This is a genomic window from Candidatus Accumulibacter contiguus, from assembly GCF_012940005.1.
Taxonomy (GTDB): Bacteria; Pseudomonadota; Gammaproteobacteria; order Burkholderiales; family Rhodocyclaceae; genus Accumulibacter; species Accumulibacter contiguus.
On sequence record NZ_SPMX01000005.1, the window covers coordinates 22,233 to 48,015 of the forward strand.

Here is a 25,783-nt window from a genome sequence, read left to right on the forward strand (position 1 = left end):
TCCCGGTCACTCCCAGATACCCAGCTCGACCAGTTGCCGGGTCGCCGCTGCCGCCCAACCCTGATTCGCCAGCGGGCTCGCGGGACTCGGATGCAGCACGCGAGCGGTTCTGACCTGCGTCCCGGCGAGCGCTTCGGCTGCCCGCGTTTCGGCGAAAGCGCCGACGCCAACCACCCATTCGGGCTGCAAGACAGAGACCAGCGTCTTCAGGTGCGCATCGCAAGCCACCCGCAGCGCTGCCGCTGCAGCTGCCGGCAGCCTGTCGGGGGTCAGGTTGCGAGCTTGATCGAAAAAGGCCAGCGGGCAATAGTTGGCGACGAAATGCTCAGCAAAAAACGCGTCGGCAGAACCGAAGCGCTCGCGGAACAATCCCCACAGACGCCGCCCACTGACCTCGGAGCGTGCGCAGGCAAAGCCTTCGATCGGTCGCCGGGGATTTTCGACAGCCGGTTTCAGCACTGCGGCCTCGATCCCCAACCAGTCGCGCACCGCTGCGACTTCACCGAAAGGCACGCCGCATTGCACCATCCCGAAGGGACCCGGGTTCATTCCCAGAAAGACCACCCGCCGAGTGCTTGCTCCATAGCGACGCAGGTACAACTCGTGCGCTGACCAGGCATAACTCAGCGGATTGTAGACGTGGCTGACCGGCGGCGAGAAGGTGAGCGTCGAGACGCTGGCCGACAACTGCCGGGCGGCAGCGATCAGCGTGGCGGCGACGGGCGAATCTCGTTCCATGGCGCAACCTTCAGCAACAGCAACATGCCCGGAGCGGCAAGCAGAAAACACAGGATGAAGAAGCTGACCCAGCCCAGCGACTCGACCAGCGCGCCTGCCGTCGCGTTGATGAAGGTCCGGGGAACGGCGGCCAGGCTGGTAAACAGCGCAAACTGGGTGGCCGTGAAAGCCGGATTGGTGGCACGCGCGATGAAGGCGACGAAAGCGGCAGTACCCAGGCCGACGCCCAGGCACTCGGCAGCAATCACGGTGGCCAGAGCGGCCCGGTCAAGTGCATCGACAGGCGCCTGCACGCCACGCCACGCCAGCCAGGCGAAGCCGAGAATGGTCACCATCTGAACCAGGCCGAATAACCACAGCGCGCGGTTGATCCCCAGACGCACCATCCACAAGCCACCCAGCAGGCCGCCGAATACCGCCGGCCAGAGTCCGGCATGCTTGGCAATCACGCCGACATCGGTCTTGCTGAAGCCCAGATCCAGATAAAACGGCGTCGCCAGGGCGGTCGCCAGCGAATCGCCGAGCTTGTAGAGAAAAATGAAGCCGAGCACCAGCAGCGCACCCCGCCAGCCCTGACGGCCGATGAACTCGTGAAACGGCTCGACCACTGCCTGGCGCAAGGTCTTCGGCGCCCCGAGCATGGGCGGTTCGCCGACCAGCAGCACCATCACCATTCCCGGTAACATGAAAGCTGCAGTAATCCCGAAAACCTGCGCCCAGGGCAGCAGGTCGGCGAGGATCAGCGACAGCGATCCCGGCACCAGCCCGGCAATCCGGTAGGCATTGACATGCACCGAATTGCCCAGACCGAGTTCCTGATCGCTGAGGATTTCGCGGCGAAACGCATCGAGCGCGACATCCTGCGTCGCCGACAGGAAAGCCAGCGTCACCGACAACCAGATCACCGGTGTCAGATTGCTCGACGGCGAGAATCCTCCGAGCAGACCAATCGACAGTAGCAGGCCGAGCTGCGAGAACAGCATCCAGCCACGCCGGCGACCCAGGGGCAGGCGATAACGATCCAGCAGCGGCGCCCAGATGAATTTCCATGTGTAGGGAAACTGGATCAGCGCGAACAGGCCGATGGTTCTGAGATCCACTCCTTCGCTGCGCAACCACGCCGGCAGCAGATTGAGCAGCAGGTACAGTGGCAAACCCGAGCTGAAGCCGGTAAACACGCAGATCAGCATCCGCCTGGTCAGCAGCAGGCGTAGCCAGCCAGGCATCAGGATCTTCGTCCGAGGCGATAGAAGGCGAGACTGCCGTTGAGATTGGGATCTTCGCAGACCTCGCGTCCGGCTTCGTCGAAAGCCAGACGTTCGCGAATCTCGATGTCGAGCCGGCGACACAGATCCTCGAAGTCAACAATTGTGAAAAAGCGCACATTCGGGGTGTCGAACCAGTCATAGGGCAGGTCTTCGGAAACCGGCATGTGCCCTTCGCTGATCGCTGCTCGGTTGGCACGGTAGGCGAAATTGGGGAAGCTGACCACCGCCTCTGCAGCGACGCGCAGCATCTCGGTGAGGATGCGCTCGGTGGCACGCATCGTCTGCAGCGCCTGAGAAATGATCACATGCTCGAAGGATCTGTCCTCAAAACCGGAAAGTCCGCACTCGATATCCATCTGGATCACATCCACCCCGTTGCGGATACATCCGAGGATGCTTTCATGGTCGATTTCGACGCCGTAGCCACTGACATCCCGCGTTTCGTTCAGGTAACGCAGCAATCTGCCGTCACCGCAACCCAGGTCGAGAACGTGCTCGCCAGGCGGAATCCAGTTGGCGATCACCGCAAAGTCGAAGCGCTCCCGCTGCTCGGCCCGGACTCTCCGCTCATGCTCGGTCATACGGCGATGTTCTCCAGATAGGCACGTAGCAGCGCGTGATAGTGGGGATCGTCGAGCAGGAACGAGTCATGCCCGGCACCGCAGTCGATCTCCGCGTACACGACGCGCCGGCGATTGTGCAGCAGCGCAAAGACGATCTCACGCGAACGCGCCGGTGCGAAACGCCAGTCGGTCGAAAAACTGGCGACAAAGAAGCTGGCCTTGGCACGCGCCAGCGCAGCGGGCAGATTGCCCTCGTAGTCATAGGCGGGATCGAAGTAGTCGAGTGCCTTGGTCATCATCAGATAGGTATTGGCGTCGAAGAAAGCGGCAAACTTGTTGCCTGATAACGCAAATAGGACTCGATCTCGAAATCGACCTCGTAACTGAACTTGTGCTCGCCATGGCGCAACTGACGACCGAATTTCTCGGCCATCTGCGTATCCGACAGATAGGTGATGTGACCGACCATTCTCGCCAGCCGCAAGCCCCTGGTCGGGATGACCCCATGATCAGCGTAGTAGCCCCCATGAAAATCCGGATCGGAAATGATCGCCTGTCGCGCCACCTCGTTGAAGGCGATGTTCTGTGCCGACAGCTTGGGCGCCGAAGCGATCACCATGGCGTGCCGGATTCGCTCCGGGAATTGCAGTGACCACTCGAGCGCCTGCATGCCACCGAGGCTGCCGCCAATCACCGCAGCCCATGTGCGCACGCCCAGATGGTCGGCCAGACGGGCCTGTGCCGCGACCCAGTCCTCGACCGTCACCAGTGGAAAATCAGCACCGTAGCGCTTGCCGCTCTCCGGATTGATCGACAATGGCCCGGTAGACCCGTAGCAGCCACCGAGGTTGTTGACCCCGACCACGAAGAATTTTCTGGTGTCGAGCGGCTTGCCCGGACCGACGAGGTTATCCCACCAACCGACGTTTTCCGGATCGTCAGCATAGTGGCCGGCGACATGGTGACTACCGGAAAGGGCATGGCAGACCAGCACGGCGTTGGTGTGTTCGGCGTTGAGCGTACCGTAGGTTTCGAAAACCAGTTCGAAACCCGGCAACTCGGCACCGCTCTGCAGCCGCAGCGGCTCGTTGAATTGCGCTCGCCGAGGCGCAACGACTCCGACTGAATTCTCAGGTGACATCGTGATCGGTTCGGTGGCAGGAAAAAAATGAATTCAGACGCAACTGTTGAGTTTCTCCAGTTGCTCGCGAATCTTCGCCGGTTCCTCATGGCGCAACAGGCGGCGAACGATGGGCGCCAGTTCGGCGCAGTTGCTCTGCATGATCTTCTGCTTGACCGAGAGGATCTGTGCCGGATGCATCGAGAACTGGCGCAGCCCCATCCCCAGCAGCAGCCGCGTCAGGGTCGGGTCACCGGCGAGTTCGCCGCAGATCGAAACCGGGATATAGACCTTTTCGGCGCTCGCGATGGTGTGCGCCAGCAGCATCAACACTGCCGGATGCAGGGGATCATAGAGCGGTGCGACCTCTTCATCGCTGCGATCGATGGCCAGTGTGTACTGGATCAGATCGTTGGTACCAATCGACAGAAAATGCATGCGCCGCAGGAACAGGCCGACGGCCAGCGCGGCGGCCGGGATCTCGATCATCGCTCCCACCTGGATCGCTTCATCGAAGGGAACGCGTTCGCCGCGCAGGCTCGACTTGGCCCGCTCTACTGCTGCCAGCGTCTGATCGATTTCGTGCGCCTGCGAAAGCATCGGGATCAGGAGCTTGATCTTGCCGTACTTCGAAGCGCGCAGGATGGCTCGCAACTGCGTCTGGAACATCTTCGGCTCGGCCAGCGACAGGCGGATGGCACGTAGCCCGAGCGCCGGGTTGCTTTGCAGGCGCTCGCCCTGCATCTTTTCCGGATGGAGATCCTTGTCGGAGCCGAGATCGAAGGTGCGGATGGTGACCGGCCGGCCGCCCATGCCCTTGACGACCGTACGATAGGCCTCGAACTGTTCGTCCTCGGTCGGCATGTCGCCGCGATCGAGGAATATGAACTCGGTGCGAAACAGGCCAATCCCTTCGGCACCGCCATCAAGCGCTGCAGCGACGTCGCCCGGCAGTTCGATGTTGGCCTGAAGATCGATATCGACGCCGTCGAGGGTCACCGACTTCGCTGTCCTGAGACGTCTGAGCTTGATCCTTTCAAGCTCGATCTGACTCTTTCTGAGCCGGTACTCTTCGAGGATGCGCGGATCGGGGTTGACGATCAGGACGCCACGCGTGCCATCGACAATCAACACCTCATCGTCGTGAATCAGTTGCCGGGCGTTATGCAGGCCAAGCACCGCCGGAATGCGCAGGCTGCGCGCGAGAATCGCGGTGTGCGAAGTCGAGCCGCCGACATCGGTGACAAAGGCAGCGAAATGATGTTCCTTGTAGGAAATCACGTCGGCTGGCGAGAGATCGTGCGCGACGACGATCAGATTCTCTTCCTTGATGCCCTTGCCGGTTCTCAGGGACATCCGGCCTGGCTGACCGACCAGTTCCTTGACCACCCGCTCGACGACCTGGCGTATGTCGTAGCTGCGCTCGCGCAGGTACTGATCGTCAATACTCTCGAACTGGGCGACCAGGAGTTCCATCTGCTGCACCAGCGCCCATTCGGCATTGCAGCGACGCTCGCGGATCAGTTGTTTGGGAACTTCCGCCAGTTCGGGATCGGAAAGGATCATCGAATGCAGGTCGATGAAAGCGCCGAACTCGGTCGAGGTATGCTGCATGCGTCCCTTCAGTGCCGCAAACTCCTCACGCACGCGCAGCAGCGCGGCCTCGAAGCGGGCCACCTCCTTGTCCACCAGGCGTGGCGCGATGAACAGATGCGAGACCTCGAGTGTCGCGTGCGACATCAGATGCGCCTGTCCAATCGCGATGCCACCGGAGACCGCCAGGCCATGCAGGGTAAAACTCATGATGCACTCACTCCGCCTCGCCGAACCTTTCCGCGATCAATCCGAGGATCGCCTCGTTCGCTGCCTGTTCGTCCGCACCGTCGGTCTCGACGACCACTGTCGAACCCTTGCCGGCAGCCAGCATCATCACGCCCATGATGCTCTTGGCGTTGATGCGGCGCGCCCCCTTCTCCATCCAGACGTCGCTGGCGAAGCGGCTGGCAAGTTGCGTCAGCTTGGCCGAAGCACGGGCATGCAGGCCCAGCTTGTTAATGATTGCAGTTTCAGCACGTACCATCAAAAACTCCTGTGATTCTAGGCAGGCGGCGGCAGCTTTACGACGCCATCATGGGCACCGCTGATCGCCTTCTGCAACATGGTTTCCATCCCTTTCTCGCGATAGGTCAGAGCGCGCAGCAGCATCGGCAGACTGAGGCCGGCAATGCCTTCGACACGGCCCGGCTCGAGCAGCTTGAGCGCCAGGTTGCCGGGTGTCGCACCGAAAACGTCGGTCATCACCAGGACCCCTTCGCCATGGTCGACTTCTTTCAGCAGCAGGCGCGCCAGCGGCAGGATGTCGAGCGGATCGTCCTGAGCTGCCACGCCAAGCTGTGCGATCAGGGGCGGACGCTTGTTGAGCACGTGACAAATATTCTGGATCAGGCTTTCACCAAACGAGCCATGCGTTATCAGGAGAATACCGATCATTGTTTCCACCCCTTACGACAGGCCGTCATTCTAAGCGATTCCGCGCTGCTCGGCAGCATTGGCGAACGCCTCAAGGGATGACTTCAAGCCCCTTCGGCTCGCCGCCGACGTATTCGAGCCGACCGTGCAGCGCACGGCTGACCTGCACCTGGCCTTGTGCGTCGACCCGCAGCACCTGCTCGACCTGCAGCGCACGCGCCAGGCGCGGCCAGTCGCTACCGGCAATGAACAGAGGCTTGGAGGCGACATCGGAAAGTGTCCCGGCCGCCGCGCGCGGCGTGATCAGGACGCTCAACGACTGCGTATGCGGCACCGGCTGCGCACTGCGCGGGTCGAGCAGATGGCAGTAGCGATGGCCGTCGAGCTCGAAGAAACGCTGATAGTCACCCGAGGTGCCGATCGCCTCACCATTCGCCAGTTCGACTGTCGCCAGCGGCCCGGGCTGACGCGGGTGCTGGATGCCGACGCGCCAGCGCTGCCCATTCTTGCTCCCCAGCGCCATGACATTGCCGCCGATGTTGATCAGTGCATTGTGCACCCCCTGCGCCTGCAGAATGGCCGCCGCGCGGTCGAGCGCGACACCCTTGAGGTAACCCCCGAAATCGAGGGCCACTTCGCGCTTGTCGCTGCTGACGTAAGCGCCCTCGATCCGCAGGTCGAGAAGGCTCGGCCGGACTGCCCGCCAGGCAGCCAGAGCCAGCGGATCGGGCAGGATGGCCGGCAATTCATCGGACTGAAAACCCCAGAGGCCGATCAGACGGCCGATTCCCGGGTCGAAAAGCTGTTCGCCGAGGCGAGTCAGATGCTGCGCCTCGGTAATCAGCTCGGCCATTTCCGGCGTCACCGGCTGCCGCCGGCCAGCCGCAATGGCCGCGTTCAGCGCGCTCAGTTCGGATGGCTTCCAGGCATGGTAGGTTCGATGCAGACGATCGAACTCGCGCAGCACGGCTGCCGCTGCCGGACGTGCTGCCGCTTCGTCCAGGCCGGCGATCAGCACTTCGACGCGGGTCCCGAAAACGAAGGCTTCCTGATGGTGCAAGGCGCCCGCTCGCAGGCCGCCAGGACGCTGGCAAGAAGCAGCGCGAGCAGGCAGACTAGGAGGCTAGGAGGCGGCAAGGCACTGACGGTCGAGGGCGGCAATGAACATGGCGGCGGCGTCGAAACCGGTCTGCCCGGCGATTTCGACCATGCAGGTCGGGCTGGTGACGTTGATTTCCGTCAGCCAGTCGCCGATCACGTCGAGACCGACCAGCAACAGGCCGCGGGCGGCCAGCACCGGCGCCAGCGTGCTGGCGATTTCCCAGTCGCGCGCGCTCAGTTCGCGGGCCACGCCGGTGCCGCCGGCAGCCAGGTTGCCACGGGTTTCGCCGGCCTTGGGGATGCGCGCCAGGCAATAGGGAACCACTTCACCGCCAACGATCAGGATGCGCTTGTCGCCATCGACGATCTCGGGGATGTAGCGTTGCGCCATGAGCGTGCGCGCGCCGTCACGGGTCAGCGTTTCGACGATCACGTTGCGGTTCGGGTCGTCATGACGGACACGGAAAATCTGGGTACCCCCCATGCCGTCGAGCGGTTTGAGAATCGTGTCGTGTTCGTAGTCGATGAACGAGTGAATCACCGCAGCATCGCGCGCCACCAGTGTCGGTACCGAAAAATGCGCGAATTCGGCGATCGACAACTTTTCGGAATGGTCGCGCAATGCGCGCGGTCGGTTGAAAACGCGCGCGCCCTCGGCTTCGGCACCTTCGAGCAACCAGGTGGTGGTCACGTATTCCATGTCGAAGGGTGGATCCTTGCGCATCACAACGGCGCGAAAATCACGCAGGGCGACGACGCGACGGTCGACCTCGACGAACCAGTCCTGATCGTCGGCGAGCATTTCCAGATGCACCGCGGCAGCGCAGACGCCGTGCAGCGGCGACCAGTGAATCGCCTCCTGCTGGATCGTCCACACCGCGTGCCCTGCCGCCTGGGCAGCGCGCATCATCGCGATACTGGTGTCCTTGTAGGCCTTCAGCGACCGCAGAGGGTCGACGATGAATGCTATGCGCATGCCACTTGCTCCTCTATCGGTGCCGTACGTTCGAGTTCGAGCGAGGCCGCGAGCTGCGCCAGGCGGGCAACCACGCCGTAAACGTAAAAGCGGTTCGGTGCAGCATCGGGATTCTGGCAATGGTCGGGCAGCGAGCAACTGGTCTCGAAGGCCAGCGGCTCGAAGTGCATGCCCGGCGCGTTGAGATTCTCATCCTTGCCACGCCCGCTATGGACACGGTAGAAGCCGCCCACGACAAAGCGGTCGATCATGTACACCACCGGTTCGGCGACACCTTCGTCGCTACCGCTGCCGACCCGCTCATAGGAATGCACTCCTTCCTGGATGATCACCTGCGACACCGCCAGGCCTTCCTTGATCACCGACATCTTGTTGCGCTGCCTGCGGTTGAGGCCGGTCACCTGCGCCGCATCCTTGACCGTCATCACCCCCATGCCGTAAGTACCGGCGTCGGCCTTGACGACCACGTAAGGAGTTTCTTCGATCCCGTATTGCTGGTATTTCTCGCGGATCAGACCGAGCACGGCATCGACATTGGCAGCCAGGCAGTCCTCGCCCTGTCGCTCATGAAAATTGACGCTGCTGCAGACCGAGAAGTAGGGGTTGATCCGCCACGGGTCGATCCCGACCAGTCTGGCGAAATCCCCCGCCACCTCATCGTAGGCCGCAAAGTGGTTCGACTTGCGGCGCAAAGCCCAACCCGCATGCAGCGGCGGCAGAACGAACTGCCCGTCGAGGTTCTGCAGGATGGGCGGGATACCCGCCGAGAGATCGTTGTTGAGCAGGATCGCGCAGGGGTCGAAGCCTTCGAGGCCCAGCCGGGAGCGGCTGCGCAGCAGCGGTTCGAGAAGCAGCGAACTGCCGTCGGGAAGCGCCACCGGCGTCGGCCTGTCGATCTCCGGCGACCACGAGCCGAGGCGCACGTCGAGGCCGGTCAGGCGCAGGATCGCCGCGAGCTGTGCGACGTTCTGCAAATAAAAGAGGTTGCGCGTGTGCTTCTCGGGAATCAGCAGCAGCCTCCTGGCGTCGGGGCAGATCCGGTCGATCGCCGCCATCGCTGCCTGCACGCAGAGCGGCAGGAAGGTGGCGTCGAGGTTGTTGAAGCCCCCGGGAAACAGGTTCATGTCCACCGGCGCAAGCTTGAAACCTGCGTTGCGCAGGTCGACCGAGCCATAAAAAGGCGGCGTGTGCTCCTGCCACTGCCCGCGCAACCAGCGCTCGATCTCCGGCATGGCGTCGAGGAAACGCCGCTCAATCTCCAGCAGTGGCCCGCTGAAGGCAGTCATGAGACGTGGAACCATGGGCTTTCTCTCCTTCCCGTCAGCGCCGGTCGACGCAGCGGAATGCTCGGTGGGAACACCTGCTCTACGGCAGATCGACTGGTGATCTTACAGCAGCACGGCTTCGGCAGGCGATCCGGACGCACCGTCAGCGTTCCCCCCAGGGCATCACCGGCACCGTCGAGATGCTGTTCGCTGGCGCGCCGTCGATCAGCTTGCGACTGATCGCGAGGTAGACCAGGGTCTTGTGGGCTTCGTCCCACATCCGGATGACGCGCGTCTCCTTGAACAGAATCGAGGTATCTTCGGCAAACACCGTTGCCTCTTTCGGCAGCTTCGCGGGCAGAACAATCGGTCCAGTCTGCCGGCATGCCAGCGAGAACTGCGAGGGGTCCTGCGCGAGGCCGAACGAGCCGCTGATGCCGCCGGTTCTCGCCTGGCTGACATGACAGGTCACACCCGGCACTTTCGGATCAGGAAAACTCTCGACGCAGACCCGGTGATTGGCGCCAACCAGCTTCCACTCGGTGGTCACACAACCGACCTGCTCGGCCATCGCCAGTGCGCTCCAGAAGGCAAGCAGGCCCCAGACAACAGCCTGCCGAAACGACGTCCAATGATTGCGATTCATCAATTTCACTCTCCTCACTCCGGATACGCGGCCAGCGTCACCTGGCCGAGTTGCCCCACCGGCGAGCCGCGCCGCGCACGCTGACCGAGATGCCGATCTTCCGAAAGCAGGGTCTTGATGCGGTTTCGGAACATCCCCTTGATCGTCACCCGGTCACCCTGGATGGCAACGACCGCGCGCAAGGATTCGTCGTCGTGCAGGCCGATGATCTGCACGCCCTTGCCGGCCGACAGGCGCTTCATCTGTTCGAGCGGAAAAATCAGCAGGCGGCCATCTTCGGATAATGCCGCCAGATGATCCTTGCCGGCAAGCCGCAGCGGCGGCAGGATGGTCGCGCCCTCTTCGACGCTCAGGAAGGCCTTGCCGGCCTTCTGACGCGACAAGAGGTCGGCGTAGGTGCAGATGAAGCCGTAGCCCGAGGTCTTGGCGACCAGCAGTTCGTCCTCCGGCAGTCCGGTGAGTACATGCGCGACCTTCCCGGTACCGAGCTCGACGAACGACGACAGCGGCGCGCCCATGCCGCGACCGTCGGGAAGACTGGCGACCGCCAGGGTGAACGCACGCCCTTCGGTCGACAGGATCACCAGCGAGTCCACCGAGCGGCATTCCTGCGCCGAACCGGCGCGATCGCCATCCTTGAAGACGACGCCCGAAAGGTCGAGGTTGTGCCCCTGCCGGACACGCGCCCAGCCCTTCTCGGAGATGATCACGGTCACCGGTTCATCGGCGACGGCAGCGACCTCCGAGCGCGAAGCGGTGGCCGCCGCGAGGAGGATCGTCCGGCGGGCGTCGCCATGCTTCTCGGCATCGGCCCGAATTTCGCGAATCACCTGCCGGCGCAACAGCGTGTCGCTGCCGAGCAGCCTGACCAGACCTTCGCGTTCACCACGCAGCTTCGCCAGTTCCTGCTCGATGCGAATTCCCTCGAGTCGGGCCAACTGACGCAGGCGGATTTCCAGGATGTCTTCGGCCTGCCGGTCCGAGAGCGTGAAGCGCGCGATCAACGCCCTTTTCGGATCGTCGGATTCGCGAATGATGCGGATCACTTCGTCGATGTTGAGGAAGACGATGTGCCGGCCTTCGAGAATGTGGATGCGGTCGTCGGCCTTCTGCAGGCGGAACTCGGTACGCCGATGCACGGTCCGGATGCGGAAGCTGCACCACTCGCCGATCAGGTCGGCGAGCGATTTCTGGCACGGCCGGCCGTCGATGCCGACCGCCACCAGGTTGATCGGTGCCGAGGTTTCGAGGCTGGTATGCGCCAGCAGCAGCGCCACGAACTCGTTGCGATCGATGCGCGAGCTGCTCGGCTCGAAGACCAGACGCACGTCGTCGTCCTTGCCCGACTCGTCGCGCGCGCGATCGAGCTGCGAAGCCATCAGCGCCTTGAGCTGCGCCGCCGCCTGTTCGATCACCTTCTTGCCCGGTTTCGGCTGTGGATTGAGCAGAGCCCCGACCTCGGAGAGCACCCTGGCCGAGGAAACGCCCGGTGGCAACTCCTTGAAAACCACCTGCCAGGCGCCACGCGCCATCTCCTCGATCTCGTAACGCGCACGCACGCGCAGGCTGCCGCGGCCGCTGCCATAGGCGGCGGCGATGTCGCTCGCCGACGAGATGATCTGCCCGCCACCGGGGGTAGTCGGGGCCGGGGAGGTGCGCCATCAGTTCGCGGACGCCGGCGGCCGGGTGCTCGATCTTGTGGATCACCGCTGCGGCGACTTCGCGCAGATTGTGCGAAGGCATTTCGGTGGCCATGCCGACGGCGATTCCCGAAGCGCCGTTGAGCAGCAGGAAAGGTAGCCTTGCCGGCAAAAATGCCGGTTCATCGAAGGAGCCGTCGTAATTCGGCTGAAAATCGACGGTGCCTTCACCGAGTTCGCCGAGCAGCAGTTCGGCGATCGGCGTCAGGCGCGCTTCGGTGTAGCGCATCGCCGCGGCGTTGTCGCCGTCACGCGATCCGAAATTGCCCTGGCCATCGACCAGCGGGTAGCGCAGCATGAACGGCTGCGCCACGCGCACCATCGCGTCGTACGCCGAGGTGTCGCCGTGCGGGTGATACTTGCCGATCACGTCGCCGACGACGCGCGCCGACTTGACCGGTTTGGCGGTCGCCGACAATCCGAGTTCGCGCATCGCGAAGAGAACGCGGCGCTGCACCGGTTTCAGCCCGTCCTTGACATCCGGCAGCGCGCGACCCTTGACCACCGCGATCGCATACTCCAGGTAGTCGCGCGCCGCCGAATCGTGCAGCAGGATGCTGTCGTCGTCTTCGCCAGGCGGCAGCACCGCCGGCGGCGGTACGGCTGGCGGTGCCGCCGGCACCTCGAGCAGGTCGCCAAACAGGTCTGGCGTCGAATTTTTCCTCACTGGCAGATCACCCTCAAATTATTGCGCCGAGTCCCAGGCAACGCGAGATCGCCACCACCTCCGGCTGGACTCTCTCCAGTCGCAGGCGCTCGATCGCCGCCTCGCACTCGTCGCTGTCGAACGTATGGATCTTGCGCAGCATGTGCTTCCTGCCCTGGCCGGGGACATCATCAACCCGAAGGCCTGAGCGGAATGAGGAGGACAGGATCGCCTGCCTGGAGTGACGTTCCTGTGGTTCAGAATCGCTGTGAGTCAGTCCGGGAATCGTTTCGAAGCGCTGCATGGCATGCGATTGTACCGCACACGCGTGCTTCACCATGCCTGCGTGTTGCTGGCGGTGAAAAACCGCGTAAAGTTGGCGGCCAAGAGGTCCTGTCTGCAGGGCAGACGGTCATCTCAGCCCCCGGTGATGCGGCGAACGAGCGGAAAGTACCAGCTATAGGGCAGCAGCGACAGCCACTTCATCGCCCGCGTGAAGCGCTTCGGATAATGGATTTCAAAGGCGCTACCGGCAAAACCGGCAAGCGTCTCCACGGCCGCCTGTTCAGGGGTGAGCAGCGCCGGCATGGCGAAGTCGTTCTGGGCAGTAAGCGGCGTGGCCACAAAGCCCGGATTGATCACCCGCACGCCAATCCCTTGCGGGTGCAGATCAAGATACAGTGCCTCGGCAAAGTTGATCAGGGCGGCTTTGGTCGGACCATAAATCAGCGACTTCGGCAGACCACGATAACCGGCCACACTGGCGACGAAACCGATCTGGCCTTCGCCCTGCTGCAACAGTTGCGGGACGACACGGGCAGCGAACGCCACGGCACCGCCAAAGTTCACATCGATCATCTGGCGCGCCCTGGGCACGTCGAGTTCCCAGGCGCGCATCGGCAAATAGTCGCCAGCGACATAGAGCGCCACGTCGACGCCACCCCACGCCGCCAGCAGCGAGTCCCAGGCGCTGCACAGGCTTGCTTCGTCGGCCGCATCACAGGGGAGCACCAGCGCTTGCGGAGCGCCATTGGCCACCGCTTGCAGTTGGCGCACCTTCCGTGCCGAGAGCGCGACCCTTGCGCCGCGCGCCAGCAGCAGGCGGCCCAAGGCGGCGCCGATGCCACTCGAAGCGCCGAGCAGCCACACGCGTTTCCCCGACCAGTCGTCGATGTGCGGATTCATCATCTCATCGCCTGGTGAAACTCAGGGTGACTTCACCCAGATGAAAGTCCAGCGTCGACGCGGGTGATGGTCCATACGCGGCGCGAGGTGCGGCCATCCGACCACGAGAAATGCTCGTCAAGGGTACCGACATCGACTCCATCGCGCTTCTCCCAACTGGCGTCGATGATCACGTGAAAATGCCTGATCACTTCGCCGGAACGATTCTGAACTCCAGGGTGTTGCGCCAGCGCCAGGCCAACACGGCGGCGATGGACTTGAAGAGGTGAGGGCATTGTTCATGCGAAAACACCCGCTCGCCGCCGTACAGGCGGCGCCGGGGATGCCGCGGCCGTGCCTTGCCAGGGCGCACGACAGGCCAGGGCATTCGCCACCTGCAGCGCCGATTTCAGACCATCTTCGTGAAAACCGTAGCCGCCCCAAGCGCCGCAAAACCACACGCCGCTGGCGCCCGAAATGGTCGGCAGCTCACTTTGGGCTGCGATTGCGGGCCCGTCAAAAATCGGATGTGCATAGTCAAATTCGGCAATCACCCTCTCGGTCCTGGGCTCGCGCTGTGGATTCAGCGAAACCATCATCGGCATCCTGAAGGGCAGCGGCTGCAGACGGTTGATCAGGTAGGAGACACTGACCGGCCGCAGGTCGAGTTCCTGTGCGCTCGACAGGTAGTTCCACGCCGACCAGAGGGTAGGATCGCGGGGCAGAAGGGCAGCGTCCGTGTGCAGCACGGCGCGATTTGGCGCGTAGCGGATGGCACCGAGCGTGCGCCGCTCGGCCGATGTGGCTTCCTCTCCGAGAATTGCCAACGCCTGGTCGCTGTGACAGGCAAGCACAACCTGATCGTAGGACTCGACGCCTTCGTCGGTGTGCAAGAGCAGGCCGAGTTCGCGGCGCTGCACGTGGCGAACCGGCGTAGCCATACGAATGTCGTCGAGTCCGGCAGCCAGCTTGCAGACATACTCCCGGCCGCCGCCCCGGACTGTTCGCCAGAGTGGTCGATCGAAAACCTGGAGCAGTCCGTGATTGCGACAAAAGCGCACAAAACTGGCCAGTGGATAGTCGAGCATCTGGCCCGCCGGACAAGACCAGATCGCCGCCGCCATCGGCAGAAGATACCACTCGGCAAAGGGCCGCGAGTAACCGCCCGCGTCCAGGAAACAGCGCAGACTCCGGTCATACTCGGGATACTGTTCCAGGCAGGCAACGCTTTCCCGGTTGAAACGCAGGATGTCGGCAAGCATGCGCCAGAAATCACGCCGCAGCAGATTGCGTTTCTGCCCGAAGACGGTCGCCAGGCTGCTGCCGGCCCACTCCAGTTGCGGCTCTTCGAGGCTGACCGCAAAGGACATTTCCGTCTCGACGCTGGCTACCCCCAGGTGAGCAAACATGGCCGTCAGGTTTGGGTAGGTCTTGCTGTTATAGACCAGAAAACCGGTATCGACGGGATGCTCAACGCCGTCCACAGTCACATCGACGGTATTGGTGTGCCCCCCGAGATACGACCCTGCCTCGTACAGCGTCACCAGGTGCTTTTGCGACAGCAACCAGGCACTGGCCAGGCCGGAAATTCCCGATCCGACCACGGCGATACGTTGTGCGCCAGGCATGTTCTCGTCCTCCGGCTTCAGGCGACTTCACTGCCAGCATTTTCGCCGCTGATCTCGGCGTAGGCAGAGTGGTTGTGAATCGACTCGAAGTTCTCGGACTTGACCGTCCAATTTGCGATCCGTGGCTCGTTCATCAGACGCAACGCGATGTCGCGAACCAGGTCCTCGACAAACTTCGGATTGTCGTAGGCTCGCTCGGTCACCCACTTCTCGTCCGGGCGTTTGAGCAACCCGAAGACCTCGCAGGAGGCCTCCTCCTCGGCAAGGCGTACCAGTTCTTCCGGCGTCATCCCTGAACGGAGGCGGACGCTGATGGTGATGTGCGATCGCTGGTTGTGGGCGCCGTATTCGCTGATTTCCTTCGAGCAGGGGCATAGACTGGTAACCGGCGCGACCACCTCGAGCGTTAGTTCAACCGCCTGCCCTTGGCGCTTCTCCACAATCATCCGGACGTCGTAGTCGAGCAGGCTCTCGACCCCGGATACCGGCGCTGCCTTGCTGATGAAATAGGGAAAGGCGAGTTCGATTGCACCGCTCTGCGCATCCAGGCGCAGCAGCATGTCGTCAAACATGCGCAGCAAACGATTGACGTTCAGTGGTGCACGCCGCTGTTCGAGCACCTCGACAAAGCGGGACATGTGCGTGCCCTTCACCTCGGGCGGCAGGCCAACCGACATCGACAACCGGGCTACCGTGTTTTGAACGGTGCCGGCAGCATCGAGCAGCGCCAGCGGGTAGCGCAGGTCCTTGACGCCAACCTTGTGAATCGCCAACTGGCGAAGGTCGGCGCGGGCCTGCATGTCGGGAAGGAAGAATCTGTCTGGGGCGTTCATTTTGTGGTCTCCATGGTGGCGAAAAGGCTGGATGTCAGACGGACGTTGGTCACGGTTTGCCGAGAAACTCTTCGATCCTTGCGAGCAAAGCCCTGTCCTCGGGCTTGACGCGACTACCGAAGCTCAACACCTGCTGGCCGCTGCGATCGATCAGGTACTTGTGAAAATTCCATTGCGGTTCCGTACCGGTCACTTTGGCGAGTTGCGCGTAGAGCGGGTTGGCGTGCTTGCCGGTTACCGTTGTCTTGGCGAACATCGGAATTCGGTATCACCGGGCAGGCATCGGCTGCGATAGCAGGCGGTGCGGCCACTAGGCTGACCGCCAGGAACAGAGCAGACAGCAGGAGGGCACCAGTTGCTGGACCTACGTTGTGGCGCACGGTGGTGTTCACGTTTTGTCCTGGACAAAAATATAAATTACTGCCAATATATAAATACCTACCCATATTGTCAACAATTTTCTAAAATTTGTCCTGGACAACATGGGTACTCGTCCGGCCATGAATATCAGTGCCGTCGACTGCGATAGCGGCCTCGGAAAAGACACCCTGCGCGTCCGGGAGTGTCGTTACGGCTTCTATCGTGTTTTGAGCCGAGGCGCGGCGGCGCCACCGGTGTCGCGGGTTCTTTTGGAAAGGTGAAGACGGCATCGGCCAGGCCAGGGCGAATCTCGCGGCAGTCCTCGCCGGGTGAGAGCGGCAGGAGCGTCGTGACGCGATCGACGCCGAGACCGCGCAACTGGTGCGGCACGCCAAAGCCGAAGCGCAAATGCCCGCTGCCGATGATGCCGACGACCAGCGGCGGCTGCCCCTGCGGCCCGGTGACCCGTTGCGCCACCAGCGCCTCGGCCATGGCGTGCTCCCAGTTCTGCTGCGCCTCGACGAAGTACTGGAAGCCCGAGTCTGCCCGGCCGCCCTTCAGCTGCGCGTGCTGCCGATATACCGTAATCAGGAAGTCCAGGTAGGCCTCACTGGCCAGCGCCGGGCGGCCGACGCCCTGGCGTTGGTGGTCGGGGAGGGCCTCCCGGCCGCGCTCATCGATCGCCCGGGTCAGGCTGGCGTCGACATTGAGAGCGACCATCGGGATGCGGTTGATGCGCGCGAACTCGAACAGCGGCAGCCGGACGCTTGCAACCAGCCGCTCGGAGCGGCACAGGCAGCGGGCGGTGCCGACCAGCCGAGCGCGGCCGCGAGCACAGGATCAGCCGCGAAGTACGATAGCTATTCATGGCGCCGCTCCTGTCAAGTGTCGTTATGGTGGCTGGCAGGGCCGGTTGCAGTTCCCTTGTTCCTGCCAAGGAGTATGATCGGTCATCAAGACTTTTTTTGGAGGTTGCTGAATTGCCTATGGCTTCCGTTGGCCTTGTCGCCGAAATCGCCGCCGGACTGTGCGCAGCGCAGGCAAACGTTTCGCCGAAGTATTTTTATGACGCCGCCGGCTCGGCGCTCTTCGAGCGGATTACGCGCCTGCCGGAGTACTACCTCACCCGTACCGAAGCCAAGATCATCGAGACCCATGGCGAAGAGATGGCACGGCAGATTGGTCCCGGCGCGACGGTGATCGAACTGGGGGCCGGCAACTGCGAAAAGGCGCGAGCGCTGTGCGCGATGATCAGGCCCAGGTGCTTCGTTGCCATCGATATCTCGGCCGATTTCCTGCATCAGGCCGTCGATGGCCTGCGCGACGCCTTTCCTTCCCTCGATGTTCGCCCCGTCGTCGCCGATCTGCTGGGCGAGATTGTCCTGCCCGGCGATGTTCCGTCCGCCCGACGCCTGGTGTTCTACCCTGGTTCGTCGATCGGGAATTTCGACCCTGAGGTGGCACTCACCCTGCTCGGCCGCATGCGCGGTCTGCTGGGGAACGATGGGGCGCTGCTGATCGGCGTCGACCTGGTCAAGGACGAAGCGGTGCTCGAAGCGGCTTACAATGACGCCGCCGGGGTGACCGCTGCTTTCAACCTGAATGTGCTGCAGCACCTCAACCGGCTGCTGGGTGCCGATTTTGACCTCACGCAGTGGCAGCATCGCGCTTTCTTCAATCGCCAGAAGTCACGCATCGAGATGCATCTGGAAGCTTTGCACGAAACGCGGGTAGCGTGGCCGAATGGCTTCCGGAACTTTCGCCGCGGCGAGCACATCCACACCGAGAACAGCTACAAGTACCGTATCGACGACTTCGCCGGCCTGCTCGGGCGCGCCGGCTTCAGCAACAGCCTGCGCTGGACCGATCCCGAGCAGTGGTTTGCGATCTTTCTTGCCCGGCCCTGAAAGCATCTCCTGGAGCATAGCCTGATGCCGCTCAACGATCTCTCGGCCCCCTACCGGCGGGTGCGTGACTGGACCCTGGAACTGTGCGCAGCGCTGTCGGTGGAGGACTGCTGCGTGCAGTCGATGCCCGACGCCAGCCCGGTCAAATGGCACCTCGCCCATACCACCTGGTTTTTTGAGACCTTCGTCCTGGAACCCTGGGAGCGTGGCTTCCAGCCCTTCAACGAAGCCTTCCGGGTGCTTTACAACTCGTATTACAACGCCGTCGGCGACAAGCATCCACGGCCCGAGCGCGGGTTGTTGACCCGCCCGGCGTTTGCTACCGTTCTCGCCTACCGGGCCGACGTCGACCGTCGCCTGCAGGGCCTGCTCGCCGAGCAGAGGGGGGGAGAAGCGTTGACGGCACTGGTCACTCTCGGCCTGCACCACGAACAACAGCACCAGGAACTGATCCTGACCGACCTCAAACACCTCTTTTCGCGCAACCCCCTGGCGCCGGCTTACGCCGCCAGGCCACCGGCCGCAGCAGCAGCGCCGGCGCTGAACTGGCATGACTTTCCGGGCGGGGTGGTGATGATCGGCCATCAGGGCTCCGGCTTCTGCTACGACAACGAGACACCGCGCCACCGTGTGTTCCTCGAACCCTACCGGCTGGCCTCGCGTCTGGTGACCAACGGCGAGTTCCTGCAGTTCATCGAGGCCGGCGGCTATCGGGAACCCGTCCATTGGCTCGCCGAGGGCTGGGACTGGCGGGTTGCCGAGAACCGCATTCACCCGTTGTACTGGCGGCGGCGGGAGGACTGGCAGGAATTCACCCTCGGCGGGCTGGTTCCCCTCGATCGCCAGCGACCGCTGGTGCATGTCTCCTACTACGAAGCCGATGCCTATGCCCGTTGGGCCGAGGCGCGGCTACCGACGGAGGCGGAATGGGAAAATGCGGCCGCCGGCGTCCCGATTGCCGGCCATTTCGCCGGTCGGCGGGACTTTCATCCCGCTGTCGCAGCAGCCGGCGGCATCAGCCAGTTGTTTGGCGATGCCTGGGAATGGACCCGCTCGAGCTACGATCCCTATCCGGGTTTCCGCGCCGGGGCGGGCGCCGTGGGTGAGTACAACGGCAAGTTCATGGTCAATCAGTACGTCCTCCGGGGTGGCTCCTGCGTCACCCCCGACGACCACCTGCGGGCCAGTTACCGCAACTTCTTTCCGGCGACGGCGTGCTGGCAGTTCTCGGGTATCCGCCTGGCCCGTGACGCCGAACCTGGCGGCAACGGATGACCCTGCGTGTGCGGTTTCTTCGCAGTGGGGAGTCGTCTCCTGCATTCGTCGAATGCACAGCGGCCGAAGAGGGAACGCAGGCGGTCATTGTCGTAATCGCATCAACTTGGGTTCAGGCGAGGCGCGGACAGCCTGACCAGAACGGCCTATAATCTCGCAATTGCTGGCGGGAACCGGGCAGACAGCACTGAGCCCAGCATTTTCGAATCGTTGCAGGCAGCACTACGCAACGATGATGAAGGATAGGCAATGATCACCGCTAAAGCGGACGTTCTGGTGTTTGAAGAGATCGACCGGGTCTACCAGTTCGTCGCCCCTGATTTCGTGACCAATTATCCCCGCTGGTCACCGGAAGTGGTGAGTCTCGAACCGCTGTCGGTCGGCCCGGTGCAGGTGGGTTTCCAGGCTCGGCAGACACGTGTCGATCACGGCCACAAGTCGGAATCGGTTTTTGAGGTGGCCGAACTCGAACCGCTGAAGCGGGTCTGCTTCAAGGGTGTTTCGGATCCGTTTCGCTCGATCTACGAATTCGATGACCGCAGTTCGTCCACGTTGCTGACCTTCACCTTCGAAGTGGAAGCGCTGGCGCCGCACATCCGCCCATTCGAAAAACTGGTGCGCATCGCGGTACAGGATGGTGCCAGGCGCTTGGTGAAAAAGCTCAAGCTGCTCATCGAAAAGGAAATGCTGAACAACGTCTAGCAGTGCAGGAGCAATCGCATTGCTGAGAGATTTGAGGTCCACGGAGGCTCTGATGTTCACGACGGCAAAAGACGATGGTTTGATTCCCTACGTTCTCACCCAGATTCTCGATGCCTGCGTCAATGGCATCACCCTGTCCGACCCGGATCTACCCGACAATCCCATTGTCTATGCCAACCAGGTCTTCGAGCAGATATCCGGCTACTCGCAAGCAGAGATCATCGGTCGCAACTGTCGCTTCCTGCAGGGAGAAGAACGCGAACAGCCGGCATTGGCAACCATCCGCGCGGCGCTGGCAAAAAAGGAGGGGTGCGTGGTGACCTTGCGCAACTATCGCAAGAACGGCGAGCTGTTCTTCAATCGACTGTCGATCCGCCCGCTGGTGGATCGCGAGGGCAAGGTTATTTACTACCTCGGCGTACAGTATGACATCACCGATCAACTCAGGGCCAGCGGCGAAGGCGACCCGATCAGCTTCGCGTAGTCAGCCTGAGCGGAACTTCAGCCGCCTCTGTGAGTCTTCATTGCAACCCTCAACGGGAGCCACACCATGCCAAGAGCCATTTGGAAAAACGCCGTCATTGCCGAATCCACGACCTTCGAGACTGTCGAGAACAATGTCTACTTTCCGCCTGGCACGGTAAAGACCGAGTATCTCCGCGCCAGCGACACCCACACTACCTGCCCGTGGAAGGGCGTCGCCAGCTATTACGACGTAATCGTCGACGGCCAGGTGAACAAGGACGCGGCCTGGTATTACGCCAACCCCAAAGACGCCGCGAAGAACATCAAGGACCACATTGCTTTCTGGAAAGGAGTCACGGTCGAGGCGGGTCGGTGAGCAGCAGGAGCGTGCAGCTACCAACGCACGAAGTGCGAGGCAGGTGCGTCGAATCGAGGCCCTATTCATGAACCTCCCCTTGTTTCGATCGGGATGGTGCCAAGCCACTTCGGCGCGCCGCTGCCGTTGATCTGAAAAATGCTGCCGCCACCGGCAGGAGGCGTTGCCTCGGTGAAGGCGTTCACCACGACCTGATGAGTGACCAGGATCACCGGCTGACCATCGATCGGCAGCCTGGCAAGAAACGCCCGCAAGCCGTCCAGAATCCGTTGCCGATCGTCCTGCCGTTCGAAAAAGGAATTCAGCGCGGGCAAGGGCTCTACTGGCCCAAGGTCCAGCAGGCGGGCCGTTTCGAGCGCGCGGCACCACTGGCTCGAAAAGACTCTCGCATGGGTCAGGCCGGCCGCACGCAGACGGGCCCCCAACTGTCGTGCCTGAGCCCGGCCACTGGCATCAAGATTGCGCTGGGTGGAACAATCGCCGATGACGAAATTCGGCGGGTCGCCGACCCCCGGCGCGTGGGCATGGCGGAGCATCAGCAAGCGGCCTGGCTTGGCCAGTTCGCCCAGCGGCACCGGCAGGCCGTCGGCCCGCGCCGGCAAGGAGCTTGCCATGGCCGCAAGGGAAAGGATGAGCAGCGAGAACAGCGTCCTCTTTCCTTCAGCCAACCAGTCCAGTCGCGAATCGATGGCTCTTGACCCGAGCCATCTGGCGATCGTCGGGCAGGTGACCTCGACGTCATCTGATCCTACAGTAGCCCGGAACATTGGCGAACAGTCCTTGGGCACGAAGACGGCTAACGCCGATCGGGAGAATCCGGGGTTTCCGAATCCTCGAGGGGATACGCGTCCGCCACATAAGCGGGCCCTTTCATAACCATGACGATGAGGGAAGCGATGGCCACTGTAAACACGGCCGTCCAGTGCAGGACCACGATACTGATCGCCAGAATGTCGACCGTCTGGAGGCGAGTCGCGGCCTGCACGGCATCCCCTTCCCCAGAAAAGATCCTGACGGCAAGCGACGGCAGTGCCAGAAGCAGCGTGCCGAAAACGAGCATGCGGGGTAACAGGCGCAGTACGTCGCGCTCACGCCCAGCTGGCGCCTGCACGAATCCCGGAAGTCTGTTGAAGGCGTTCATCGTTGCTCCTTTATTCGTTACCGTGAAAGTCGCGCCAGGAAGAGAAACGGCAGCAGTCCTCCGCAACCGAGCCAGGCAACGCTGTGTGGCATGGGATCAGGCAGCGAGTACGTTATGCCGCTTTACCTGACCAGGGGCCGAATCGTCGAAAAGCCGGCGTCCATCGACCACACCTGGCCGGTCACCCGCGCAGCCTTGTCCGAGAGCAGCCAGATCATCAGTTCCGCCAGTTCGTCTGGGGAGCCAATGCCCGGCAGCGGGTACTGGCGAGCCGCGGCGTCGCGGCCCATCGCGCTGCCGAGGATGGCCGTCGCGGCCGGCGTGTCCATGATGCCGGGCGCGACGGCGTTGATCCGGATGTTATTTCCCGCATAGGTCGCCGCCGCGCTGCGTACCAGTCCTTCGACACCGGCTTTCGCCGCTGCTACCGCCTCGTGATTGGGAGTGCCGATGCGCGCAGCAGCCGACGAAACCAGCACCGCCGATCCCGCGCACTTGGCGTCGCGCAAAGCGCCGACGAAAGCCGCCAGCGTATGGAAGGCGCTGATCAGATTGGCGTTGAGGCAGGCCGCAAAGTCGACCTCGGACATCCGATGCAGTGCGCCAAGGCGAATATTCCCGACGCAGTGCGCGAATGCTGTGGGCAGCATCTGGTGCGCTTGAGCCACCGCGAAAATGTGGCGCGATCCGGCTACGCTGGAGCAGTCAGCAACCACCTGTAGGTGGCTGTCGCCGTAGATGCGAGCCAAGCGCTCGCCCTCCCGGCTGGTCACGATCACCCTCCAGCCTGCCTCTGCCAGCCTGGCCACCACCGCTTGACCGAGCCCGCCTGCCGCTCCAGTGACAAGAGCTATTCTTTCCATGACATATCTTCTCCAGTTTCACCTGCTGTCCAGCAAGGGACTTCTTGTCCGTCACAGAAAGCAGCAGTTTGATCGATCGGAAGGCACTTTTGCGCTGGACAAAAAAAGCAAAATGCACGTCAGATACACCTAATTTCGTGCTAGCATAACAAAACAACTGAATTTTGTCTAGGACAAATATGAAGAAAACCGAAAAAGGCTCTGCTACACCCCGAATTGGCGTCCAGGTTTTCGGTTCGCAAAATGCTCGCCGCCTGAACCCGAAGAAGCTGCTGCTCAGCAAGTGGACGGCGGTTACCCCGCATGACCAGGAGAAGCACTTCATCGTCACCCGAGTGATTCAACCGGAGCCCCCGGCCACTCGAATCGAGAGCATCGAACTGGAAGCCGTGTACTCTCGCCGAGTATTTTCGCTGTTCTGGCACAAGCTCACTGATCGCCAGCAGTGGCTGCAAGGCTGGCAATGACTTGTGCCAGGAAGAATCTGCGAACAGGCTCGCCGAATCGTGGTTGACAAGAAAACCATGAATTCAATTCCCCATCTGGCGCTGATCGGTGCCGGCATCGCCGGCCTGTCCTGCGCCACGGCACTGCAACAGGCTGGCCTCGAAGTCAGCCTGTTCGACAAGAGTCGCGGCGCGGGCGGACGGATGAGCACGCGTCGAGGCGACGACTGGCAATGCGACCACGGTGCCCAGTATTTTCCGTGCCGAAGTGGCGCGCTGGCAGCGGGCCGGGGTCGCGGGTTGGTGGGATCCCAGGCTATGGCTGTTTGATGGCAATTCGCCGAAAGAACGCGAGTCTACGGTCGAGCGCTTTGTCGGCATGCCAGCCATGACGGCGCCCGCCCGCTATCTGGCCAGCACACTGACCGTGCAAACAGCAACGAAGATCCAGCAGCTCAGGCGCCGGGCGCGCGGCTGGCAGGTTTTCTCGGCTGAAAACGGCTGGCTGGAGACGAGCTTTGCGGCCGTCCTGCTGGGCGTCCCGGCGCCGCAGGCGGCACCCTTGTTGCAGCACCTGGCCCCCGAGTTGGCGGCACTGGCCGGCAGTGCCGTGATGCGCGGCTGTTGGGCGCTGATGCTGCACTTTGCCGCTCCGGTGGACCTGGCCTTCGATGCCGCCTTCGTCAATCAGGGCCCACTGCGCTGGATCGCCCGCAACAGCGGCAAGCCGGGCCGCAGCGGCGAGGAAACCTGGCTGCTGCATGCCCGCGCAGAATGGAGCGAGGCGCATCTGGAAGAAGATCCGGAGAGCGTCGCCGCAGCGCTGCTGTACGCCTTTGGCCAACTGGGCGGTCCGGCCCCGCAAGCCTGGACTGCGCACCGCTGGCGTTACGCCGATACCGAACCAGCCCTCGTCGAAGGGTGCGCCTGGCGTCCAGAGATTGGCCTGGGGCTTTGCGGCGACTGGCTCAACGGTGGCAAAGTGGAGGGTGCCTGGCTCAGCGGCCGGACGCTGGCCGAACAGGTGGTGCGGTCGTTCGCGCGGTGCTGACCGCCGAACCTGCTCAGTCGCGGCCGAGGATGATGACCAGATCATCATGTTGACGCCCCATGACTTGCGGCACGCGCTGCGCGGGGCGCACACCCCAGAGGCGACAACTTCGCTGCGTCCTCTCCGCATTGCGGCGCAGCCCTGCCACGAACCTTTCCTTCTGACGCGCGGCTTGCCCTGTCTGGATCGGCAACACGACTTGCCGCAACGCCCGCGCATCGGGCTTGGTCAGAAAACCGTATGAGTCCCGGCACGCCCCTCCGGCAGACTAGCCGCTGGCGCGAGTACGTTCGCGTCTTCTACCGGGCGCACATGCCGAAGTATTTCGAGCAGAACGTATTCGGCCACACTCGGGCGCTGCCGGGATGGTTCTGGAACGGTCAGACCAGGATACGCTGTCTCTCGCACGCCATCGGCCAGTCTCTCTTCTTGTCCGGATGGTCGGCTACCGTGGCAAGGAGATCGCTCAACGGTTCGAGCTGCCGGGCACCGGGCTTGGCCTCGTGATTCCCGCGCGGCTTGCCTTCATCAACCTGCAGACCACCGGGGCCAATCCGGTACGGGACCGCATCACAAGGATCGGCGTGCTGGAAGCCGAGGGTGACCGGGTTTCGACCTGGAGCACCTTGGTCAACCCACAGCGGCCGATCCCTGCACTCATCCAGCGACTCAACGGTATCCGCAACGAGGCGATAGCCGACGCCCCTACTTTCGCCCAAGTCGCGGCAGAACTGGCCGATCGCCTGCATGGGCGTCCGTTCGTTGCCCACCATGCCCGCTTCAACTATGGTTTCGTCAAGGTAACTACTCAGGGCGACCACGCCGAAGCTCAAGCGAGGCGAGGCTGAGGGGGCTGGCCCTGGAAAGTGAGGATCAGGGCGTGGAAGAGATTGGCGCCCTGCTTGTGCATGGTTGCGAGATACGAGTGAATGATGCAGTAGGCATCGGCCCCCTTCTTGGTCCGGAAGCCGCCGGAGACTTTCTGTTTGACCTTGGACATGCGCACGGCTTGCTCGGCCAGGTTGTTGGTGAACGGAACGCCGGGATCCGTGGCAAAGCGCCAGACATCGTCGGTGTAGG

At 62.7% G+C, this 25,783-nt stretch carries 28 protein-coding genes and 3 pseudogenes; 8 read left to right on the forward strand and 23 right to left on the reverse strand.

Annotation, left to right across the window (positions count from 1 at the left end):
* Nucleotides 1–6: 6 nt before the first annotated feature.
* The 19 genes and pseudogenes from E4Q08_RS01765 to E4Q08_RS01855 all read right to left on the reverse strand — a co-directional run bounded on the left by E4Q08_RS01765 (nt 7) and on the right by E4Q08_RS01855 (nt 17,293).
* Nucleotides 7–738, reverse strand: a complete 732-nt coding sequence (locus E4Q08_RS01765) for a uracil-DNA glycosylase family protein (protein ID WP_034910927.1) — start codon at nt 736–738, stop codon at nt 7–9.
* A complete protein-coding gene (locus E4Q08_RS01770; RefSeq protein ID WP_169069124.1) occupies nt 705–1,964 on the reverse strand; it encodes an AmpG family muropeptide MFS transporter in 1,260 nt (419 codons plus the stop codon). Before E4Q08_RS01770 ends, E4Q08_RS01765 begins: the two co-directional genes overlap by 34 nt.
* Nucleotides 1,964–2,587 (reverse strand): methionine biosynthesis protein MetW, encoded by a 624-nt coding sequence (gene metW, locus E4Q08_RS01775; RefSeq protein ID WP_169069125.1) that lies wholly within the window; start codon nt 2,585–2,587, stop codon nt 1,964–1,966. The genes E4Q08_RS01770 and metW overlap by 1 nt, the downstream gene beginning before the upstream one ends.
* Nucleotides 2,584–3,710 (reverse strand): annotated as a pseudogene (metX, locus tag E4Q08_RS01780) (homoserine O-succinyltransferase MetX). The gene metW and the pseudogene metX overlap by 4 nt, the downstream one beginning before the upstream one ends.
* Nucleotides 3,711–3,743: 33 nt before the next feature.
* Nucleotides 3,744–5,492, reverse strand: a complete 1,749-nt coding sequence (gene ptsP, locus E4Q08_RS01785; protein ID WP_034910931.1) for a phosphoenolpyruvate--protein phosphotransferase — start codon at nt 5,490–5,492, stop codon at nt 3,744–3,746.
* 7 nt (nt 5,493–5,499) lie between these two features.
* The gene (locus E4Q08_RS01790; RefSeq protein WP_169069126.1) at nt 5,500–5,769 is read right to left on the reverse strand and encodes an HPr family phosphocarrier protein; all 270 of its coding nucleotides are present in this window, start codon (nt 5,767–5,769) and stop codon (nt 5,500–5,502) included.
* Between the two features lie 17 nt (nt 5,770–5,786).
* Nucleotides 5,787–6,179 (reverse strand): PTS sugar transporter subunit IIA, encoded by a 393-nt coding sequence (locus E4Q08_RS01795; protein WP_169069127.1) that lies wholly within the window; start codon nt 6,177–6,179, stop codon nt 5,787–5,789.
* A gap of 70 nt (nt 6,180–6,249) precedes the next feature.
* Entirely contained in the window at nt 6,250–7,218 is a 969-nt protein-coding gene (locus tag E4Q08_RS01800; protein ID WP_169069128.1) for an FAD:protein FMN transferase, read from the reverse strand.
* A 63-nt stretch (nt 7,219–7,281) separates the two neighbouring features.
* Complete coding sequence (gene gshB, locus E4Q08_RS01805; RefSeq protein ID WP_169069129.1) at nt 7,282–8,235, reverse strand: glutathione synthase; 954 nt, start codon at nt 8,233–8,235, stop codon at nt 7,282–7,284.
* Nucleotides 8,226–9,536, reverse strand: a complete 1,311-nt coding sequence (gshA, locus tag E4Q08_RS01810) for a glutamate--cysteine ligase (RefSeq protein ID WP_034916522.1) — start codon at nt 9,534–9,536, stop codon at nt 8,226–8,228. The genes gshB and gshA overlap by 10 nt, the downstream gene beginning before the upstream one ends.
* 127 nt (nt 9,537–9,663) lie before the next feature.
* Nucleotides 9,664–10,146: a CreA family protein gene (locus E4Q08_RS01815; protein ID WP_034916520.1), complete on the reverse strand. Its 483-nt coding sequence runs from the start codon at nt 10,144–10,146 to the stop codon at nt 9,664–9,666.
* A gap of 14 nt (nt 10,147–10,160) precedes the next feature.
* Nucleotides 10,161–12,513, reverse strand: a pseudogene (locus E4Q08_RS01820) (DNA topoisomerase IV subunit A).
* Nucleotides 12,514–12,526: 13 nt separating this feature from the next.
* Nucleotides 12,527–12,832, reverse strand: coding sequence for a hypothetical protein (locus E4Q08_RS01825; protein WP_169069130.1), 306 nt, complete (start codon nt 12,830–12,832; stop codon nt 12,527–12,529).
* Nucleotides 12,833–12,909: 77 nt separating this feature from the next.
* A complete protein-coding gene (locus tag E4Q08_RS01830) occupies nt 12,910–13,677 on the reverse strand; it encodes an SDR family NAD(P)-dependent oxidoreductase (RefSeq protein ID WP_169069138.1) in 768 nt (255 codons plus the stop codon).
* Between the two features lie 32 nt (nt 13,678–13,709).
* Nucleotides 13,710–13,952: a DUF3833 family protein gene (locus E4Q08_RS25970; protein WP_372703486.1), complete on the reverse strand. Its 243-nt coding sequence runs from the start codon at nt 13,950–13,952 to the stop codon at nt 13,710–13,712.
* A gap of 3 nt (nt 13,953–13,955) precedes the next feature.
* A complete protein-coding gene (locus tag E4Q08_RS01840; RefSeq protein WP_169069131.1) occupies nt 13,956–15,284 on the reverse strand; it encodes an NAD(P)/FAD-dependent oxidoreductase in 1,329 nt (442 codons plus the stop codon).
* Nucleotides 15,285–15,301: 17 nt separating this feature from the next.
* A complete protein-coding gene (gene folE2, locus E4Q08_RS01845) occupies nt 15,302–16,117 on the reverse strand; it encodes a GTP cyclohydrolase FolE2 (protein ID WP_034916513.1) in 816 nt (271 codons plus the stop codon).
* A 49-nt stretch (nt 16,118–16,166) separates the two neighbouring features.
* Entirely contained in the window at nt 16,167–16,373 is a 207-nt protein-coding gene (locus E4Q08_RS01850) for a hypothetical protein (protein WP_211203277.1), read from the reverse strand.
* A 251-nt stretch (nt 16,374–16,624) separates the two neighbouring features.
* Nucleotides 16,625–17,293: a ChaN family lipoprotein gene (locus E4Q08_RS01855; protein WP_308240033.1), complete on the reverse strand. Its 669-nt coding sequence runs from the start codon at nt 17,291–17,293 to the stop codon at nt 16,625–16,627.
* Between the two features lie 170 nt (nt 17,294–17,463).
* On the opposite strand from E4Q08_RS01855, the gene egtD reads away from it, so the two are divergent.
* From egtD to E4Q08_RS01880, 5 genes are all read left to right on the forward strand, one after another.
* Entirely contained in the window at nt 17,464–18,384 is a 921-nt protein-coding gene (gene egtD, locus E4Q08_RS01860; protein WP_169069139.1) for an L-histidine N(alpha)-methyltransferase, read from the forward strand.
* A gap of 24 nt (nt 18,385–18,408) precedes the next feature.
* Nucleotides 18,409–19,659 (forward strand): ergothioneine biosynthesis protein EgtB, encoded by a 1,251-nt coding sequence (egtB, locus tag E4Q08_RS01865; protein WP_034916507.1) that lies wholly within the window; start codon nt 18,409–18,411, stop codon nt 19,657–19,659.
* A gap of 249 nt (nt 19,660–19,908) precedes the next feature.
* Nucleotides 19,909–20,361, forward strand: a complete 453-nt coding sequence (locus E4Q08_RS01870; RefSeq protein WP_034916505.1) for an SRPBCC family protein — start codon at nt 19,909–19,911, stop codon at nt 20,359–20,361.
* Between the two features lie 52 nt (nt 20,362–20,413).
* Nucleotides 20,414–20,845, forward strand: a complete 432-nt coding sequence (locus E4Q08_RS01875; RefSeq protein ID WP_034916502.1) for a PAS sensor domain-containing protein — start codon at nt 20,414–20,416, stop codon at nt 20,843–20,845.
* Nucleotides 20,846–20,911: 66 nt separating this feature from the next.
* On the forward strand, nt 20,912–21,202 hold the full coding sequence (locus E4Q08_RS01880; RefSeq protein WP_034916500.1) for a DUF427 domain-containing protein: 291 nt from the start codon (nt 20,912–20,914) through the stop codon (nt 21,200–21,202).
* A gap of 65 nt (nt 21,203–21,267) precedes the next feature.
* On the opposite strand, the gene E4Q08_RS01885 is transcribed toward E4Q08_RS01880, so the two are convergent.
* From E4Q08_RS01885 to E4Q08_RS01895, 3 genes are all read right to left on the reverse strand, one after another.
* Nucleotides 21,268–21,870, reverse strand: coding sequence for a histidine phosphatase family protein (locus E4Q08_RS01885; protein WP_248594632.1), 603 nt, complete (start codon nt 21,868–21,870; stop codon nt 21,268–21,270).
* 128 nt (nt 21,871–21,998) lie between these two features.
* Nucleotides 21,999–22,343, reverse strand: a complete 345-nt coding sequence (locus E4Q08_RS01890) for a hypothetical protein (protein WP_169069133.1) — start codon at nt 22,341–22,343, stop codon at nt 21,999–22,001.
* Nucleotides 22,344–22,465: 122 nt separating this feature from the next.
* Complete coding sequence (locus tag E4Q08_RS01895) at nt 22,466–23,206, reverse strand: SDR family NAD(P)-dependent oxidoreductase (RefSeq protein WP_169069134.1); 741 nt, start codon at nt 23,204–23,206, stop codon at nt 22,466–22,468.
* A 179-nt stretch (nt 23,207–23,385) separates the two neighbouring features.
* On the opposite strand from E4Q08_RS01895, the gene E4Q08_RS01900 reads away from it, so the two are divergent.
* The 3 genes and pseudogenes from E4Q08_RS01900 to E4Q08_RS01910 all read left to right on the forward strand — a co-directional run bounded on the left by E4Q08_RS01900 (nt 23,386) and on the right by E4Q08_RS01910 (nt 25,551).
* The gene (locus E4Q08_RS01900; protein ID WP_169069135.1) at nt 23,386–23,673 is read left to right on the forward strand and encodes a TIGR02450 family Trp-rich protein; all 288 of its coding nucleotides are present in this window, start codon (nt 23,386–23,388) and stop codon (nt 23,671–23,673) included.
* Nucleotides 23,674–23,730: 57 nt separating this feature from the next.
* Nucleotides 23,731–24,703 (forward strand): annotated as a pseudogene (locus E4Q08_RS01905) (NAD(P)/FAD-dependent oxidoreductase).
* Nucleotides 24,704–25,068: 365 nt separating this feature from the next.
* Nucleotides 25,069–25,551, forward strand: a complete 483-nt coding sequence (locus E4Q08_RS01910; RefSeq protein ID WP_372703488.1) for a 3'-5' exonuclease — start codon at nt 25,069–25,071, stop codon at nt 25,549–25,551.
* Here E4Q08_RS01910 and E4Q08_RS01915 read toward each other — a convergent pair.
* Nucleotides 25,533–25,783: IS66 family transposase (locus tag E4Q08_RS01915; RefSeq protein WP_169069136.1), on the reverse strand; the 251-nt coding region annotated here is incomplete at its 5' end. The two genes, E4Q08_RS01910 and E4Q08_RS01915, sit on opposite strands and share 19 nt — an antisense overlap.

What these genes read in the sequence shown, in the direction of transcription:
- E4Q08_RS01765 (WP_034910927.1), bottom strand. Translation starts at nt 738, where the DNA reads ATGGAACGAGATTCGCCCGTCGCCGCCACGCTGATCGCTGCCGCCCGG.
- E4Q08_RS01770 (WP_169069124.1), bottom strand. Translation starts at nt 1,964, where the DNA reads ATGCCTGGCTGGCTACGCCTGCTGCTGACCAGGCGGATGCTGATCTGC.
- metW (WP_169069125.1), bottom strand. Translation starts at nt 2,587, where the DNA reads ATGACCGAGCATGAGCGGAGAGTCCGGGCCGAGCAGCGGGAGCGCTTC.
- ptsP (WP_034910931.1), bottom strand. Translation starts at nt 5,492, where the DNA reads ATGAGTTTTACCCTGCATGGCCTGGCGGTCTCCGGTGGCATCGCGATT.
- E4Q08_RS01790 (WP_169069126.1), bottom strand. Translation starts at nt 5,769, where the DNA reads ATGGTACGTGCTGAAACTGCAATCATTAACAAGCTGGGCCTGCATGCC.
- E4Q08_RS01795 (WP_169069127.1), bottom strand. Translation starts at nt 6,179, where the DNA reads ATGATCGGTATTCTCCTGATAACGCATGGCTCGTTTGGTGAAAGCCTG.
- gshB (WP_169069129.1), bottom strand. Translation starts at nt 8,235, where the DNA reads ATGCGCATAGCATTCATCGTCGACCCTCTGCGGTCGCTGAAGGCCTAC.
- gshA (WP_034916522.1), bottom strand. Translation starts at nt 9,536, where the DNA reads ATGGTTCCACGTCTCATGACTGCCTTCAGCGGGCCACTGCTGGAGATT.
- E4Q08_RS01815 (WP_034916520.1), bottom strand. Translation starts at nt 10,146, where the DNA reads ATGAATCGCAATCATTGGACGTCGTTTCGGCAGGCTGTTGTCTGGGGC.
- E4Q08_RS01825 (WP_169069130.1), bottom strand. Translation starts at nt 12,832, where the DNA reads ATGGTGAAGCACGCGTGTGCGGTACAATCGCATGCCATGCAGCGCTTC.
- E4Q08_RS01830 (WP_169069138.1), bottom strand. Translation starts at nt 13,677, where the DNA reads ATGAATCCGCACATCGACGACTGGTCGGGGAAACGCGTGTGGCTGCTC.
- E4Q08_RS25970 (WP_372703486.1), bottom strand. Translation starts at nt 13,952, where the DNA reads ATGCCCTCACCTCTTCAAGTCCATCGCCGCCGTGTTGGCCTGGCGCTG.
- E4Q08_RS01840 (WP_169069131.1), bottom strand. Translation starts at nt 15,284, where the DNA reads ATGCCTGGCGCACAACGTATCGCCGTGGTCGGATCGGGAATTTCCGGC.
- folE2 (WP_034916513.1), bottom strand. Translation starts at nt 16,117, where the DNA reads ATGAACGCCCCAGACAGATTCTTCCTTCCCGACATGCAGGCCCGCGCC.
- E4Q08_RS01850 (WP_211203277.1), bottom strand. Translation starts at nt 16,373, where the DNA reads ATGTTCGCCAAGACAACGGTAACCGGCAAGCACGCCAACCCGCTCTAC.
- egtD (WP_169069139.1), top strand. Translation starts at nt 17,464, where the DNA reads ATGGCTTCCGTTGGCCTTGTCGCCGAAATCGCCGCCGGACTGTGCGCA.
- egtB (WP_034916507.1), top strand. Translation starts at nt 18,409, where the DNA reads ATGCCGCTCAACGATCTCTCGGCCCCCTACCGGCGGGTGCGTGACTGG.
- E4Q08_RS01870 (WP_034916505.1), top strand. Translation starts at nt 19,909, where the DNA reads ATGATCACCGCTAAAGCGGACGTTCTGGTGTTTGAAGAGATCGACCGG.
- E4Q08_RS01875 (WP_034916502.1), top strand. Translation starts at nt 20,414, where the DNA reads ATGTTCACGACGGCAAAAGACGATGGTTTGATTCCCTACGTTCTCACC.
- E4Q08_RS01880 (WP_034916500.1), top strand. Translation starts at nt 20,912, where the DNA reads ATGCCAAGAGCCATTTGGAAAAACGCCGTCATTGCCGAATCCACGACC.
- E4Q08_RS01890 (WP_169069133.1), bottom strand. Translation starts at nt 22,343, where the DNA reads ATGAACGCCTTCAACAGACTTCCGGGATTCGTGCAGGCGCCAGCTGGG.
- E4Q08_RS01895 (WP_169069134.1), bottom strand. Translation starts at nt 23,206, where the DNA reads ATGGAAAGAATAGCTCTTGTCACTGGAGCGGCAGGCGGGCTCGGTCAA.
- E4Q08_RS01900 (WP_169069135.1), top strand. Translation starts at nt 23,386, where the DNA reads ATGAAGAAAACCGAAAAAGGCTCTGCTACACCCCGAATTGGCGTCCAG.
- E4Q08_RS01910 (WP_372703488.1), top strand. Translation starts at nt 25,069, where the DNA reads ATGGTTCTGGAACGGTCAGACCAGGATACGCTGTCTCTCGCACGCCAT.